15 protein-coding genes are annotated in these 14,400 nt (G+C 64.5%); 2 read left to right on the forward strand and 13 right to left on the reverse strand.

Annotation, left to right across the window (positions count from 1 at the left end; genetic code table 11):
* Positions 1-2: 2 nt before the first annotated feature.
* The 12 genes from dsrO to dksA all read right to left on the reverse strand — a co-directional run bounded on the left by dsrO (position 3) and on the right by dksA (position 9,933).
* Complete coding sequence (gene dsrO / locus ABW22_RS07140) at positions 3-743, reverse strand: sulfate reduction electron transfer complex DsrMKJOP subunit DsrO (RefSeq protein ID WP_059753972.1); 741 nt, start codon at positions 741-743, stop codon at positions 3-5.
* Between the two features lie 179 nt (positions 744-922).
* A complete protein-coding gene (locus ABW22_RS07145) occupies positions 923-1,456 on the reverse strand; it encodes a TIGR00645 family protein (RefSeq protein WP_059753975.1) in 534 nt (177 codons plus the stop codon).
* Between the two features lie 49 nt (positions 1,457-1,505).
* Positions 1,506-2,828, reverse strand: a complete 1,323-nt coding sequence (gene hslU / locus ABW22_RS07150; protein ID WP_059753978.1) for an ATP-dependent protease ATPase subunit HslU — start codon at positions 2,826-2,828, stop codon at positions 1,506-1,508.
* A 132-nt stretch (positions 2,829-2,960) separates the two neighbouring features.
* The gene (gene hslV / locus ABW22_RS07155) at positions 2,961-3,527 is read right to left on the reverse strand and encodes an ATP-dependent protease subunit HslV (protein ID WP_059753981.1); all 567 of its coding nucleotides are present in this window, start codon (positions 3,525-3,527) and stop codon (positions 2,961-2,963) included.
* Between the two features lie 153 nt (positions 3,528-3,680).
* Positions 3,681-4,796, reverse strand: coding sequence for an STAS domain-containing protein (locus tag ABW22_RS07160; RefSeq protein ID WP_059753983.1), 1,116 nt, complete (start codon positions 4,794-4,796; stop codon positions 3,681-3,683).
* Positions 4,797-4,836: 40 nt separating this feature from the next.
* A complete protein-coding gene (locus tag ABW22_RS07165; RefSeq protein WP_059753986.1) occupies positions 4,837-5,610 on the reverse strand; it encodes a metal ABC transporter permease in 774 nt (257 codons plus the stop codon).
* Positions 5,607-6,500, reverse strand: a complete 894-nt coding sequence (locus tag ABW22_RS07170; protein ID WP_059753987.1) for a metal ABC transporter substrate-binding protein — start codon at positions 6,498-6,500, stop codon at positions 5,607-5,609. The genes ABW22_RS07165 and ABW22_RS07170 overlap by 4 nt, the downstream gene beginning before the upstream one ends.
* A gap of 10 nt (positions 6,501-6,510) precedes the next feature.
* A complete protein-coding gene (locus ABW22_RS07175; RefSeq protein WP_059753991.1) occupies positions 6,511-7,845 on the reverse strand; it encodes a carbohydrate porin in 1,335 nt (444 codons plus the stop codon).
* Positions 7,846-7,914: 69 nt separating this feature from the next.
* Positions 7,915-8,214 (reverse strand): hypothetical protein, encoded by a 300-nt coding sequence (locus ABW22_RS07180; protein WP_162264475.1) that lies wholly within the window; start codon positions 8,212-8,214, stop codon positions 7,915-7,917.
* A gap of 1 nt (position 8,215) precedes the next feature.
* Positions 8,216-8,452 (reverse strand): membrane protein insertion efficiency factor YidD, encoded by a 237-nt coding sequence (gene yidD / locus ABW22_RS07185; RefSeq protein WP_059753999.1) that lies wholly within the window; start codon positions 8,450-8,452, stop codon positions 8,216-8,218.
* Complete coding sequence (locus tag ABW22_RS07190) at positions 8,449-9,492, reverse strand: CobW family GTP-binding protein (RefSeq protein ID WP_059754003.1); 1,044 nt, start codon at positions 9,490-9,492, stop codon at positions 8,449-8,451. The genes yidD and ABW22_RS07190 overlap by 4 nt, the downstream gene beginning before the upstream one ends.
* A 21-nt stretch (positions 9,493-9,513) precedes the next feature.
* The gene (gene dksA / locus ABW22_RS07195) at positions 9,514-9,933 is read right to left on the reverse strand and encodes an RNA polymerase-binding protein DksA (protein WP_059754007.1); all 420 of its coding nucleotides are present in this window, start codon (positions 9,931-9,933) and stop codon (positions 9,514-9,516) included.
* 236 nt (positions 9,934-10,169) lie between these two features.
* On the opposite strand from dksA, the gene ABW22_RS07200 reads away from it, so the two are divergent.
* Positions 10,170-10,721, forward strand: a complete 552-nt coding sequence (locus ABW22_RS07200) for a hypothetical protein (protein ID WP_059754010.1) — start codon at positions 10,170-10,172, stop codon at positions 10,719-10,721.
* Positions 10,718-11,527 (forward strand): polyphosphate kinase 2 family protein, encoded by an 810-nt coding sequence (locus ABW22_RS07205; RefSeq protein WP_059754013.1) that lies wholly within the window; start codon positions 10,718-10,720, stop codon positions 11,525-11,527. Before ABW22_RS07200 ends, ABW22_RS07205 begins: the two co-directional genes overlap by 4 nt.
* Before the next feature lie 3 nt (positions 11,528-11,530).
* Here the strand turns inward: ABW22_RS07205 and ABW22_RS07210 are convergent, their stop codons facing one another.
* Entirely contained in the window at positions 11,531-14,266 is a 2,736-nt protein-coding gene (locus ABW22_RS07210) for an EAL domain-containing protein (RefSeq protein ID WP_059754016.1), read from the reverse strand.
* Positions 14,267-14,400: the final 134 nt, after the last annotated feature.

Raw genomic sequence — 14,400 nt, forward strand, 5'->3', positions numbered from 1 at the left:
GATTAAGCTCCGTGCTCACTCGGCCGCCACAAGGCGCCCTGGCCCTCGACGCGCCCCTGGAAACGGGGATCGAGGCCGATGTAAAAAACGTTGGGGCGGGCGCCGGATTCGGGCTTGAGCACCTTGATGGCGTCCGCCTCCTTGGCGGCGTCCAGCCTGCGTCGCAGCTCGCCTTTGGGGTCGTTCAGGTCGCCGAAGATGCGGGCACCGCCGACGCAGGTTTCGACGCAGGCCGGCAGCAGGCCCGCGTCGACCCGGTGCGCACAGAAGGTGCACTTGTCGGCCTTGCCCGTGTCGTGATTGATGAACCGGGCGTCGTAAGGGCAGGCCTGAACGCAGTAGGCGCAGCCCACGCAGCGGTAGCCGTCCACCACCACGATGCCGTCATCGCGTTTGAAGGTGGCGTTTACCGGGCAGACCGGCACGCAGGGCGGATTGTCGCAATGGTTGCACAGACGCGGCAGCACGTAGGTGCCGGCCACGGTTTTGCCGTCCACCTCCTGCGTGACCGTGTAAGTGGAGACGATAGTGCGGAAGCTGTTCTCCGGCACCGCGTTTTCCATGATGCAACTGACGGTGCAGGCCTGGCAGCCGATGCACTTGCGTACATCCACCAGCATTGCCCAATGGTGTTTGCCTTCGGCGGCACTGGCGGTGTTCATGGGCAGCGCCACACCGGCGGTGATCGCCGGTAACGCCTGCAGAAAGGCGCGGCGGGATTGGAAAAGTGTATCGTCGGACATGGTCGGACTCCTTATCGAGCGTGCACTTGTAGACTAAGCGCACCAAAACCATGCCGCCAGTGGGTAGATTGCCTACCCGACTAGGTATTTGTATTTAGCAACCGTTTGAAACATTCGCGCAACTGGCCGGCTCGCCCGGCGTATCTGTGTCGAGCGCCGGCGGGCGTGCCGGGTACCATTCAATGCTTCGCCGGATGCGGCATCAGCTTGTCGATGTACGCAATCGCCACCGCCGATACGATGAAGGCCATGTGGATGACGGTCTGCCACAGCAGGACTTTTTCATCCAGGTTGGGGGCGTTGATGAAGGTCTTCAGCAGGTGGATCGACGAGATGCCGATGATGGCGGTGGCGAGTTTGACTTTCAGCACGTTGGCGTTGACGTGCGACAGCCACTCGGGTTCGTCGGGGTGGCCTTCGAGCCTCAAGCGCGAGACGAAGGTTTCATAGCCGCCGATGATGACCATGATGAGCAGGTTGGAAATCATCACCACGTCGATCAGGCCCAGCACGATGAGCATGATGGCTTCTTCGGAGAGGGTGAAGGTGCCGACGACGAGGTGCTCGAGCTCGATCATGAAGTGAAAGACGTAGACCACTTGCGCGGCGATCAGGCCGAGATACAGCGGGACTTGCAGCCAGCGGCTGCCGAACAGGATGGTGGAAAGAAATTTGCCGCGGGTTTCGATGGGTTGCTTGGTTTCAGGGTTCATAAATAGATTTAAAGTGGGAGGACAGAGACGAAACGCTAAAAGCGAAGGGTTACAGGACGTAGCGCGCCAGGTCTTCGCGGGCGGCGAGCGCGGCCAGCCGCGTGGTGACCGCGTCGGCGTCGACCACGTGTTCACCGGTGACGCTGCCGGCGTCGAAGGAAATCTCCTCCAGCAGCTTTTCCATCACCGTGTGGAGGCGGCGCGCGCCGATGTTTTCGGTGCGCTCGTTGACCTCGAAGGCGATCTCGGCAAGGCGGCGAATGCCGTCTTCGGTGAATTTGAGGGTGACGCCCTCGGTCGCCAGCAGGGCTTCGTACTGGCGCGTCAGGCAGGCGTCGGTGGCGGTCAGGATCTGCTCGAAATCTTCCACCGAGAGCGCCTGCAGCTCGACGCGGATCGGCAGCCGCCCCTGCAGCTCGGGGATGAGGTCGGACGGCTTGGACAGGTGGAACGCGCCGCTGGCGATGAACAGGATGTGGTCGGTTTTCACCATGCCGTACTTGGTCGAGACGGTGGTGCCCTCGATCAGCGGCAACAGGTCGCGCTGCACGCCCTGGCGCGACACGTCGCTGCCCTGCGCGTCGCTGCGGGTGGCGATCTTGTCGATTTCGTCGAGGAACACGATGCCGTTCTGCTCCACCGCCTCGAGCGCCTGCTGCTTGGTTTCCTCGTCGTTGATCAGGCGCCCGGCTTCTTCCTCGGTCAGCAGCTTGAACGCTTCGCGCACTTTCAGCTTGCGGGCTTGCCGGCGGCTTTGCCCGATGTTCTGGAACATGCCCTGCAGCTGCTGCGACAGGTCTTCCATCCCCGGCGGGGTGAAGATTTCCATGCTGGGGCTGACCGCCGCGACCTCGATCTCGATTTCCTTGTCGTCCAGTGCGCCTTCGCGCAGCATCTTGCGGAAGCGTTGGCGCGCCGCGCCTTCCTCGCGCTGCGGTTCGGACTCGCCCAGGCCGACGCTGCGCGGCGGCGGCAGCAGCGCGTCGAGGATGCGATCCTCGGCGGCTTCTTCGGCACGGAACTGTACCTTGGACGTGGCCTGTTCGCGCATCTGCTTGACCGCGGTTTCCATCAGGTCGCGGATGATGGTGTCGACGTCGCGGCCCACATAGCCGACTTCGGTGAACTTGGTCGCCTCGATCTTGATGAAGGGCGCGTTGGCGAGCCGCGCCAGGCGCCGCGCGATCTCGGTCTTGCCGACCCCGGTGGGGCCGATCATCAGGATGTTCTTCGGCGTGATTTCCTGTCGCAGCGGCTCATCGACCTGCTGGCGCCGCCAGCGGTTACGCAGGGCGACCGCGACCGCGCGCTTGGCGGCAGCCTGGCCGACGATGTGTTTGTCGAGTTCGTGGACGATTTCTTTGGGCGTCATTTCTAGGGGTCGGGATTCAGGATTCAGGATTCAGGGATCAGGGATCAGGGATCAGGGATCAGGGATCAGGGATCAGGGATCAGGGGGCTTTGTCGCTTCGCGGGTTTATTCAAGCAGGCGGCCGGGGGCCGCTCATTCCCTGCCCCCTGAATCCTGACCCCTGGCCCCCAGCACCTCAATCACGTGGTTCTGATTCGAATAAATGCAGATGTCCCCCGCAATGGTGAGGCTCTTTTTGACGATTTCAAGCGGCGGCAGGTCGGTGTTTTCCAGCAGCGCACGGGCAGCGGACTGGGCGAAGGCGCCGCCGGAGCCGATAGCGGCGATGCCGAGTTCGGGCTCCAGCACGTCGCCGTTGCCGGTGATGATGAGCGAGTACTCGTGGTCGGCCACCGCCAGCATGGCCTCGAGCCGCCGCAGCATGCGGTCGGTGCGCCAGTCCTTGGCGAGTTCGACCGCGCTCCGGAGCAGATGTCCCGAGTGCTTGTCGAGCTTGGCCTCGAAGCGCTCGAACAGGGTGAAGGCATCGGCGGTGCCGCCGGCGAATCCGGCCAGGACTTTTTCCTGGTACAGCCGACGCACCTTGCGCGCGGTGGACTTGATGACGATGTTGCCGAGGGTGACCTGGCCGTCGCCGCCGAGGGCGACGTCGCTGCCCCGTCGAACGGAGAGAATGGTGGTGCCGCGATATTGTTCCATGGGCGGGATTATCCTGAAAAAAGGGTTGGCCGCGAAGGCGCAAAGGTGAAGATTGGCGCCGTCTTGCCGCGTCGCGTCCGGCGGGCAAATCCGACCGCCTGAAATGGATGGGGGCAGGCGATGCCGCAGCCTGATCGATCAGGACGGCCGGGGTCAGTCCGGGTGGTGCGGGATGAGCTGTGCCAACTGATCGATTCCCATGACGCGGAAAAGTTCGTGGATGAGCGCGTTGTGGCCGCGCAGGGTGATGGTCTTGCCGCTGCCCAGACACTGCATCAGCACGCTGATGAACTGGCTGACACTGCCGTAATCGACGCGGGTGACCTGCGACAGATCGACCAGCACCTCGTTGTGGGTGGAGGCATAGCTGCCGAGTTGCTGCAAGGCGCTGTCGTTGGCGGGGGTAATTTCGCCGGTCAGCCGCAGCGCATCGTCCAGTGGTGCGGCGAGTGTTGCCTGCACGACTTCAGCGGCCTGGACTTCGCTCCAGGAGGGCGGCGATACTTCAAAACGCACCGCGTAGTCGACCGCCAGGTCTTCGAAGTTTGCCTCCTGACCGAGCGTCTGGTAGAGCTCCAGCAGCAGCAGCCAGTGCACCGCGCGGCTGTGGGTGGCGCGGTTGAGATCCTGCAGCAATGCGGTCAGGGTGTCGACGCCACTGACCTGCAGCTTGCGGCGGGCCTTGCGCGCGGCGGCGAGGAGCTTGGCGCATTCGTCTGCGCCGGCTTCATCGATCATTGCGATGCGCGAAAAGTCGATCCGCACCGCGGCATTCTTGGCGGTGGCGGCGACGCCTTCGCGCAGGGTGGCGGCCGCTTTCTTGTCGAGCAGGCCGGGCAGCTCCAGGCTGGCGGTTTGGTCTTGCTGGGATTTGCTGGGGGCGTTGTTCCCCCCCATGGCTTGCCAGACCGGGGGCGAGGTTTCGAAACGCAGCGCGTAATCCAGCGCCAGCTGATCGAACTCTTTTTCGCGATTCTGGATGCCGTAGAGGTCGAACAGCATGTGCCAGGCGCGGTGATCGCCCGTGGTCAGAAGATCCTTCAGCAAACGCTCGGCCATGTCGGATTGACCGCTGGCATAGAGGATGGCCACTTCGTCCACCGGCGACTGCGCCGTGCCGCTGGACTCCTCCACCACGATGCCGCCGGCCCCCATGTCCAGAGTCAACAGGGTTTCGGTCGGCTGCGATTCGGCGGCAGGCGCGGGCGTCGGCTTGCGCGCGGGGCTGGGTGCCTTGTCCTTGCTTTTTTTGAAAAACGGAAGAGCCACTGAATATGCGTGCGTCGGATAGGGGGTTCAGTAATGGATACTAGCGTTGTCCCCCGCTTGCAGCAACCCGCAGCGCACGGCCGGCAAGTAGGGCAATGACGGCGAGCGCGATGACAATCGCGGGCCCGGTCGGCCAGTCGAGCAGCGCGGACGCGGTCAGACCTGCCGCATACGCCAGTGCGCCCACTGCCCAGCCCACCAGCAGGCCGGGGCGTGCCGACAGATCGCGCACCGCCAGCGCCGGCAGAATCAGGCTGGCGAACACCAGATAAACCCCCACCACTTGCACCGACGCGGTAATCGCCAGCGCAAACAGCAGATAGAACCCGCGCCCGCCGAGGCGTTCGCCGCGCCAGGCCATGAACGCCAGCAGGATGCTGTAAAGCGCGGCAATCTGCATGGCCTGCGCGGGCGTGGCCCACAATATCTGCCCGGTGAGCAGCTCGGCCAGGTGCTCGCCGCCGTGCGGGTCGCCCGCCAGCAGCAGCACCGCTGCGCTGGCGGCGACCACGAAGGTGGAGCCGATCAGGGCTTCCTGGATCTGCGGCCAGCGCCGTTCGCATCCGGCCAGCAGCGCTGCGCCGACCAGCGCGGCGGTGGCCGCCGCCAGCTGGGTGGGCCAGCCGTCGGCGGCGAGACCCAGGGCGTGCGCCGCGACCACGCCGAGCACGGCCAGTTGCGCCACCGCCAGGTCGAGAAAGATGATGCCGCGCGCCAGCACCCGGCGCCCCAGCGGGACGTGGGTGGCCAGCACCAGCAGGCCGACGATGAACGGCCACAGCAGCAGGCCGGGGTCGAGCGCGGCGAGGTTCATGGCGCGGCCTTCAGCAACTGATCGAGGGTGTCGTCGAACAGGCCGAACAAATCCTGCGCGCGATCGTTGCCGCCCACGGTGTAGGGCAGCGCCAGCGCCGGGATGCCGGTGCGGCTCGCCAGCCAGTCGGCCGGGCGCGGGCTTTGGTAGGCCGCGCGCAGCACCATTTTTGCCGGGGTAGTCTGCAGCTGTGCTGCCACCCGTGCCAGATGGCTGACCGAGGGCTCGACGCCCGGCTTGGGTTCCAGGAGGGCGACTTCGCGCAGGCCCAGCCAGGCCAGCAGGTAGGAGAAGGATTTGTGCTGCACCGCCACCGGCATATTTTTCAGCGGTGCGGCGCGGGCTTCCCAGCGCGCGATTGCCGCCTGCCAGCGCGCAGCAAACGTCTGGCCGCGCGCGCGATGCGCTGCCGCGTTCGCCGGGTCGACCTCGGCCAGCCGCGCCGTTAGCGCCTCGGCGACGCGCAGAATGTTGCGCGGGTCGGTGTGGAGGTGCGGGTTGCCGGCGGCATGCACGTCGCCGTCGGCGCGGTCGAGCCGCGTCGGCTTTTCCAGCAACGGCACAAACCGGGCCGCCTCGAAATACCCCGGTTTCCCCGGCAGCACCGCGGCGTTGTTGGCGTTCTGCAGTAGCACCGGCAGCCAGCCGACTTCCAGCTCCGCGCCGGTGCACACGACCAGATTCGCGCGCCGCATCTGCGCGATCAGGCTGGGCCGCGCCTCGATGCGGTGCGGATCCTGCATGGCGGTGGTGGCGGAATAGACCTTGACGTCGTCGCCGCCGATTTCCTGTGCCAGGGCGGCCCACTCCGGCTCGCAGGCGAAGACATTGATGGCGGCATGCGCGTATACGGGCAGCCACAGGATGAGAAAGACCAGCAGTCGTTTCATGCGGTTCTCCTCAGAACTTGTGGGCGCCGTGCGCGCCCAGGCTGTGGATGTATTGCACGAACCACTGGTTCTCGCTCACGCTTTCCATCGACTTGTCCTTCGAGTACTGCAGGCGCAGGCGCGAGAATTCCGACGGCGAGTAATCGAGCATCAGCGAGTGCCGCGACGGCTTGTAGTCGGTCACCGGCAAATGGGCGTTATTCAAGCCGAAATCGACCGGCCCCGGGTTCAGACGGTCGTAGCGGTAGCCGCTGCGCCAGCGCGGCATGAACTGGTACACGCCCTGGGCGTAGTAGCCCGATTGTGTGGCTTTGTAATCGCCATCGGAGCCGACGCTGCAGATGCCGCCGTCGCAATGCAGCAGGCCGGATTCCTGGCGGCGGAAATACTCGGTCGCGAATTTGAAGTGCTGCTCGGAGGCATTGCCGTTGGGCGCCCATTTCCAGACGAAGTCTGCCACCCAGGTTTTGCTTGTGCCCGAGAACAGGGTTTCGACTTTCACGTCGTTGAGGTCTTCCAGTTCGCTGTCGCGCTCGCTGGCTTTGGTGGCGAGATACGACAGCCCGCCGCGCCAGCTGTTGGAGGCGCCGACGTCGCCGCCGAGGTGGCCGAACAGGGCATGGCTGCCGATGCCGTTCTTGTTGCGGTCGGTGCCGGGGAAGTTGGCGCCGCGCCCGGCCTCGGCACCGAATTCCATGAACAATTCGGTCGGCGCGACCCATTTCAGCTGCACGCCGTCGTTGCCGTAGGCCTCGCCAAACAGCGCGCGGTACATCAGGGTGTTGTCGGCAAAATCCCAGGCGTGCGGGTGCTGCTCGTTCTGGTAGCCGAGGCCGGAGCGAAAGCGTCCGCCCTTGAGCGAAAAACCGTTGCCGAGGCCGGTGGTCTGGAACCAGGCTTCCTCAATTTCGGCTGCTTCATCCTGCAAGGCCAAAATGAGGAGGTCCCGGAAGTAGGGATCAACGCTGGCCGACATCACCAGCTCGGTTCCGTCGAGCGAGAAACCGCGCGCCGCGTCGGCGCCGTGCCCGCCGGGCAAGAAACCCTCGATGCGGCGCTCGCCGACATCCTTGAGATGCGCATATCGCCCTTGCAGGATGAGCGAGATATCCGGGTTGAAGCCGGAACGGGCGGGGGCGGCTGCTTGCGCGGTGGGTTCGGCTTTGATCGCAGCGTCGGTGGTTTGGTTTTCGGCCTGTTGCAGCCTCGCTTCCAGTGCCTGGAGGCGGGCTTCGTAGGCGGATTTCAGTTCCTGCAACTCGGCGCGCAGGGCGTCGAGTTGGGCATCGGCATGAACCGGAAAGGCGGTCGCGAGCGCGGCCGCCAGCAGGGCGGGTCGTAACATGGTTGAGCTCCATCAAAAACGAGAACGCGGTCGGCAGGCCTCGCGGCAGCCGACAGTCAGGTCCGGATTTCAGATGGTGGCAGGCGGGGCGCGGGCTTGCGCGTGGTTGAAACAGGCGGTGACGAGCGGCAGCGCCGCAGCCGGCAACTCGGTGTGGCAGGCGGTTTCGATGGGCAGGCTGAACACGGTTGCCGGCGCGGCGCTGCCGAGGTTGGCCTGGGCGACGCAGACTTCGCAGACCTTGTCGGGCAGTGCGCCATCGTGCCTGTCCAGATGGCTGACCGCGTGCGCGAACGCCGCCGCCTGACCGAACAGCAGGGTCAGTGCAAACAGCCAGGCAAGCAGACGGCGCGGCAACATGGGGCGCATTTTACACGCGCGGCTCGACCGGCGGTACCGGGTCGTAGCCGTGGTCGCAGCCGGGGCGGCAGCGGCCGATGCGCTTGGCGGCGAGCCAGCTGCCCTTGAGTGCACCGTGTTTTTCGATGGCTTCCTTGCCGTATTCCGAGCAGGTCGGCAGGTAGCGGCACTGCCGTCCCAGCCAGGGCGAGAGCGCCAGCTGATACGCGCGGATCAGGCCGACGAGGAGTTTTTGCGCAAGATTCATGACACCGCCCCGTCATGGCTGCGTGCCGCGCCGGAGAAATCGGTCAGCAGCTTGGCGACGAACTCGGGGTCGAGATCGCGCACGATGAAGACGAAACGGCTGCGGTGGTCGTCGTCCGGCCAGGCGTCGAGCCTCACCTCCGGATACAGCACGTGCTGCACGCCATGCAGCACCACCGGCTGGGCTTCGTCCTGCAGGTTCACGATGGCCTTGAAGCGCAGCAGGTTTTCGGCGCGAAACGAGGTCAGCATGGACAGCGCCGACTGCAGGCCGTAACGGTCGAGCGGGGCGTCGAGCACCACGGAAAATGCCTGGATGCGCGCGTCGTGCAAGGCAACGGCGGGCTTGCCGCCGAGCGTTCCGGCGCGGGCTGGCTGGTAGCGCTGCGGCTTGAGCCAGCGCGCCACTTCGAGCGAGCGGGTTTCGGCGTTCCACAGCCCCAGGTTCTGGATCGCCGTGGGGTCGATCTCGCCCTGCGTCACCGTCACGATGTCGGCGGCAGGATTCAGCGTCGCCAGCCGTTCGCGCAGCGCGGCCACCGTTTCGGCGGGCGTGAGGTCGGTCTTGGTCAAGAGCAGTCGGTCGGCCACCGCCACTTGCTTCACTGCCTCGAAGTGCTGGTCCAGCTGGCCCATGCCGAACAGCGCGTCGACCGTGGTGACCACGCCGTCGAGGCGGAAGCGCGCGCGCACCCAGTTGTCGTGCAGCAGGTTGTCGAGCACCGGCGCGGGGTCGGCGATGCCGGTGGTTTCGATGATGACACGCTCGAACGCCGGGATGTCGCCCTTTTGGCGCGCCATCCACAGGTTTTTCAGGGTCGGCGACAGGCTGCCCGAAATCGTGCAGCACACGCAGCCGCCCGAGAGCAGCGCCAGCGGGCCGTCCATTTTTTGCAATAGTTGATGGTCGAGCGCGACCTCGCCGAACTCGTTCATCAGGATCGCGGTGCGCGGCAGGGTGCGCACCAGGTGATTCAGCACGGTGGTTTTTCCGCTGCCCAGAAAGCCGGTGAGCAGGGTGATGGGCAGTGGAGCATCCATCCCGGGGAACCTCTTCAAATATCAGGCGCGCAGTTTTTCCTGCATCTCGTGACGCTCCTGCGCCTCGATCGAGTATTCGGCAGTGGGGCGCGCCAGCAGGCGCGGCAGGCCGATGGGGTCGCCGGTTTCCTCGCACCAGCCGTACTCACCGCTTTCGATCCGTTTCAGGGCGGAATTGATTTTTTTCAGCTGCTTGCGTTCGCGGTCGCGCACGCGCTGTTCCAGCATGTGTTCCTCTTCCATCGAGGCGCGGTCGTTGGGGTCGGCGAAGTTCTCGTTTTCCTTCAGCACCGCACCGGTGTTGGCGGCATTGCTGAGCATTTCGTCGCGCAGGGCTTCGAGGCGGGCGCGAAAGAACGCCAGCTGGTCCGCATTCATATAGGCGGAAGCCGGCATCTTCAGCAGCGCGGCTTCGGTGAGGGGTTTGGGTGAGGTGGGCATCGAGACGCTCCGAGAGTCGAAATAATGGCTAATTTACCGCCCGGACGTGCCGGTGCGAAGGGGCGCAGTCTGAACGTCATGCGCCAAAGGTGCAAGCCCGGGCCTGGAACCGATGTTTCAGGGCGTGGCGGGTGCGCCATTCCGTCACCGATTGAACCATAATTAACACGTGGTTCAAGCTTTGTTCGATCGCGTTGCAGCTTGCGATTGAACCCCATATTTCGAGAGGTGACAGGATGAAAGCCATCGTGATCGGACTGGTACTGTTGCTGGGCGGGTGTGCGGGGCTGGGGTCATCAGACCCGGCGTCGCCCTATTACGTCTATTCATCGGGCTGGACGGCACAGCTCAATCGGCCGCTGACGATCGAGCCGGGTGCCGCCACGGTACGCCTGCAATATGGCCGCATCGTGCCGCGCAACGGCGTGCAGGAGCACGACCCATTCTGCGTGGTGGAGCTGAACACGGTGAGCGCCAAGCCGCAGACGCTGCAGCCTGGCCGCTTCGACGTGCTGCGGGTGACGCGCAGCGTGAGCCACATCGCCGCAGCGCCATCGCTGTTTGTCGGGGTCGCTATTGGCGGCGATTTCGGTGGCCCCACCTTTCTTTATTACATGACCGAATTCCGGCTGCGCGATGCCGCGCAGCCGGACCTTCGTGGCATGACCTGCGTCTGGGACCAGATGGCGCCCGGCAACCGGGCACTGATGCGCCATCTCACGCTGGATGAAATCCAGTCGGCGCTGGGCGACTGGATGCGGCTGATCCCGCCGGAGGCGCAAAGATGAAACCTGCCGACACCCGCATTCCTCCCGGCACCCCGGTCAAGCTGTCCGACTGGGACGCCGACGACACCGACATCATCGGCAAGCCGAAATCCGATGCGCACGCCCGCCTGGACGAATACCGCGCCCGGCTGGAAACCCTGCAGGAGCTGCTGTACGCCGAGGGCAAGAACAAGCTGCTGATCGTGTTGCAGGCGATGGACACCGCCGGCAAGGACTCCACCATCCGTCACGTGTTCCAGGGCGTCGACCCGCTGGGGGTTCGGGTGGCGGGCTTCAAGGCGCCGACGCCGTACGAACTGGCGCGCGACTACCTGTGGCGGGTGCATCACCATGTGCCGGGCAAGGGCGAAATCGCCATCTTCAACCGTTCGCATTACGAAGATGTGCTGATTACCCGCGTCAACGGCTGGATCGACGCCGCCGAATGCAAGCGTCGCTATCGCCAGATCAACGACTTTGAACGCATGCTGGCTGAAACCGGCACGACGATCCTGAAGTTCTATCTGCACATCTCGAAGAACGAGCAGAAGAAACGTCTGGAAGAACGACGCGACGATCCGGAAAAGCAATGGAAATTCCACCCGGACGATCTGTCCGTGCGCGAGCAGTGGGACGATTACATGGCGGTCTACGAAGCCGCGCTGTCGGCTACCAGTACGGCCCACGCACCCTGGCACGTGATTCCCGCCAACAGCAAGCAGGCGCGCAATTTGATGATTTCGCGCCTGCTGATCGACGCGCTGGAAGGATTGAAGATGCGCTATCCGGCGCCGGCGGACGGAGTTTCCGACACGGTGATTGTCTGACGCTTATTTGACCAGGGCCAGGTGAGGGGAACGCGGGTGGTGCGCCGGCGCAGCCGCCTGCGAGACGGTGACGGGCTGCCAGTGGGGCAAGGCTTCCGGGCGATGAATGTGGTAGCCCTGCAGGTAGTCCACCCCGATGTCGCGCAGCAGCGCCGCCATCTCGGCGTCCTCCACCTGCTCGGCGACCGAATACATGCCGAAATCACTCGCCAGCTTGGCAATCGAGCGCACGATAGCCTGGTCGCGGCGATCGTCCAGCATACCGCGCACGAAGGCGCCGTCGATCTTGAGGAAGTCGGCGGGCAGGTGCTTGAGATAGAAGAACGACGAGGCGTCTCGCCCGAAATCGTCCAGCGCGAACTGGCAGCCGCGCTGGCGCAGCCCGTGAATCAGGCGCTGGGCATCCTCCAGGTTCACCACCGCGGCGGTTTCGGTGACCTCGAATCCCAGGCGCTCGCCTGCCACGCCATAGTGATCGAGCAGATAACAGACGGTGCCGAGGAAGGACTCGTCAGCCACGGTCTTGCCCGACAGGTTGATGAAGTACACCGCGGTGTCGTCGGGCTGCGCCGCCAGATAGGACACCACCGCCTCCACCATCCAGCGGTCGAGGATGGGCGCCTGGCCGTAGCGCTCAAGCGCCGGCAGCAGCTTGGCCGGCCCCTCGATCACGCCATTGCGCTGCCAGCGGATCAGCACTTCGTAATGCGGCTGACCGCCACTGGACGTCGGCTGGATCAGCTGGCGATAAGGTAGGAATTGATTGGCTTCGAGCGCCTGGGCGAAATCCGCCGCCCAACCCATTTCTGCTTCCAGGCGACGAAACCCGACCTCGTCCGCTTCATACAGCATGACCCGTCCGCTGCCCTCCGATTTGGCGCGATAGCATGCCATGTCAGCCTGAACCATGAGTTCGCCCGCGGTGGTCGGCACCTGGGTGATGGGCGCGATCCCGGCGCAGGCACCGAGGGCGAAGCGACGGCCCTTGTACTCGAAACGGAAATCGCGAATGCGTTGCACCAGCTGCCGGCAGACTTGAATCGCTTCGGCGGGTTGCGTATCGAACAGGATGAGACCGAATTCGTCACCGCCCAGGCGGCCCAGATAGGCCTGGTCGGACAAGGCTTCCTTCATCGTCTGCGCAATGTCGACCAGCAGGGCATCGCCTACCGAATGGCCGCAGGTATCGTTAACCAGCTTGAACTGATCAAGGTCGATGTAGCAGAACGCATGCCGCTGTGCCTGATCGCGCGCGGTGCGCAGGGCTCTTTGCAGACGGCCTTCCACTGCGCGGCGGTTCGGCAAATTGGTCAGGGGGTCGTGGAAAGCCATTTCGTGCAGACTGTCGAGCAACTGCTTTTTCTCGGTTTCATCGCGCAATACATAAATGGTGCCCAGGCCACCGTGGCCGGTGAGCGGCGCACAACTGTAGCTGATGGCCAGGTGCTGGCCAGACCGGGTCTGCAGTTGGGCCGAGCCGGTCTGGCCGTGCAGCGCGGAGGCCGGCGACAGGAAGCAGGCCGGCGCGTCGTCATTGCTCCGCTGGTCGAGTTGCATCACCGCATTCAGCGGACTCAGCATGGCCTCATCGAGGGCGATGCCGAGCAGGTTTTCGGCGGCCGGGTTGAGATAGGTCACCTGGTTGTGCGGGTTGGTGACGATGACCGCGTCGTTGATCGACTGCAGCGTGACCTGCCAGCGCGCCTTCTCGTTGCTAAGCGCAGCCTCGTCCAGCTTGCGCTGCGTGGTGTCGAAGCGGATCGACAGGTATTTTTGCGGCAGGCCGTCGTCGCCCCTGATCGGGATGATGGTCGTGGCCATCCAGAACAGTTGTCCATCCTTGGCGCGGTTGCAGATTTCGCCGCGCCAGGTGCGTCCGCTCGAGATGGTTTCCCATAGGTCGTTGAAAAACGCGGCATCGTGCTGGCCCGAATTGACGATGCGGTGATTCTGGCCGATGAGTTCCTCACGCGTATAGCCGCTGATGCTGCAGAACAGATCGTTGACGAAGGTGATGTTGCCGGTGACATCGGATTCGGACACGTTGGCCGTGCTGTCGAGCGCCTTTTGCTGTTCGTTGAGGTCGGTGAGCAAGCGCTCCAGGGCTGCGCTCATGTGATTGAATGCGCGTGTGGTTTGCTGCAACTCGGGCGGGCTGCTGGCGCGAATGGGGATGCGCGCGCTGTAATCCCCAGTCTCGATCCGGCGCGCGGTAGCGCGCAGCCGGGTCAGGTCGTGCAGATTGATTTTCAGCAGCACATGGGTCAGCCAGCCGAGCAGGGCGAAAGCGGCAGCGAGCAGCACGAACAGGCGGGTGCCGAGATGCCAGAGAAAATCTTCATAGGCATGGGCCGACGGCTGAATGACCAGGCTGCCATAGGACGTGCCGCCGATGACGAGAGAAGCCTGCATGACCGGAATCGACAGGCCGGTCAGCGCGGCAAACCAGCCGGGGCGGCCAGCATGGTAGGCAGGCGCCGCCTCGCGCAGGGTGTATCCATTGGGCGCGGTGTATTCCACGTAGCGCAGGTTGCCCTGGGCGATCGGGGTTTTCAGCTGCGCCTGCAGGGCAATGTAATCGCTCACGATCGCCGAGTCGGCCACCGCCTGCGACAGTGCCGCAAGCTGTGCCGAAGCCTGCACGCGCAATGCGGCGTCGGCGTCGTGGCGGGCGATTTGCAGCGCCTGCTGCCCCGCCAGGGCGAACACTGCAATCAGGATGAGCAGGAGCGTGCCCATGACGCGAGCTTGTGTGCTCAGGTGGGCCAGTCGCAGACTTTGCATCAGGCGGGGATACAGGGAAAGAAGACGAGCGCGCATACGCAATGAATCGGCGGCAAGTGCCGTTTCTGAAGCGCACGCAGAACCGTCGC

It is taken from the genome of Thiobacillus denitrificans (assembly GCF_001530125.1).
GTDB lineage: Bacteria > Pseudomonadota > Gammaproteobacteria > Burkholderiales > Thiobacillaceae > Thiobacillus > Thiobacillus denitrificans_C.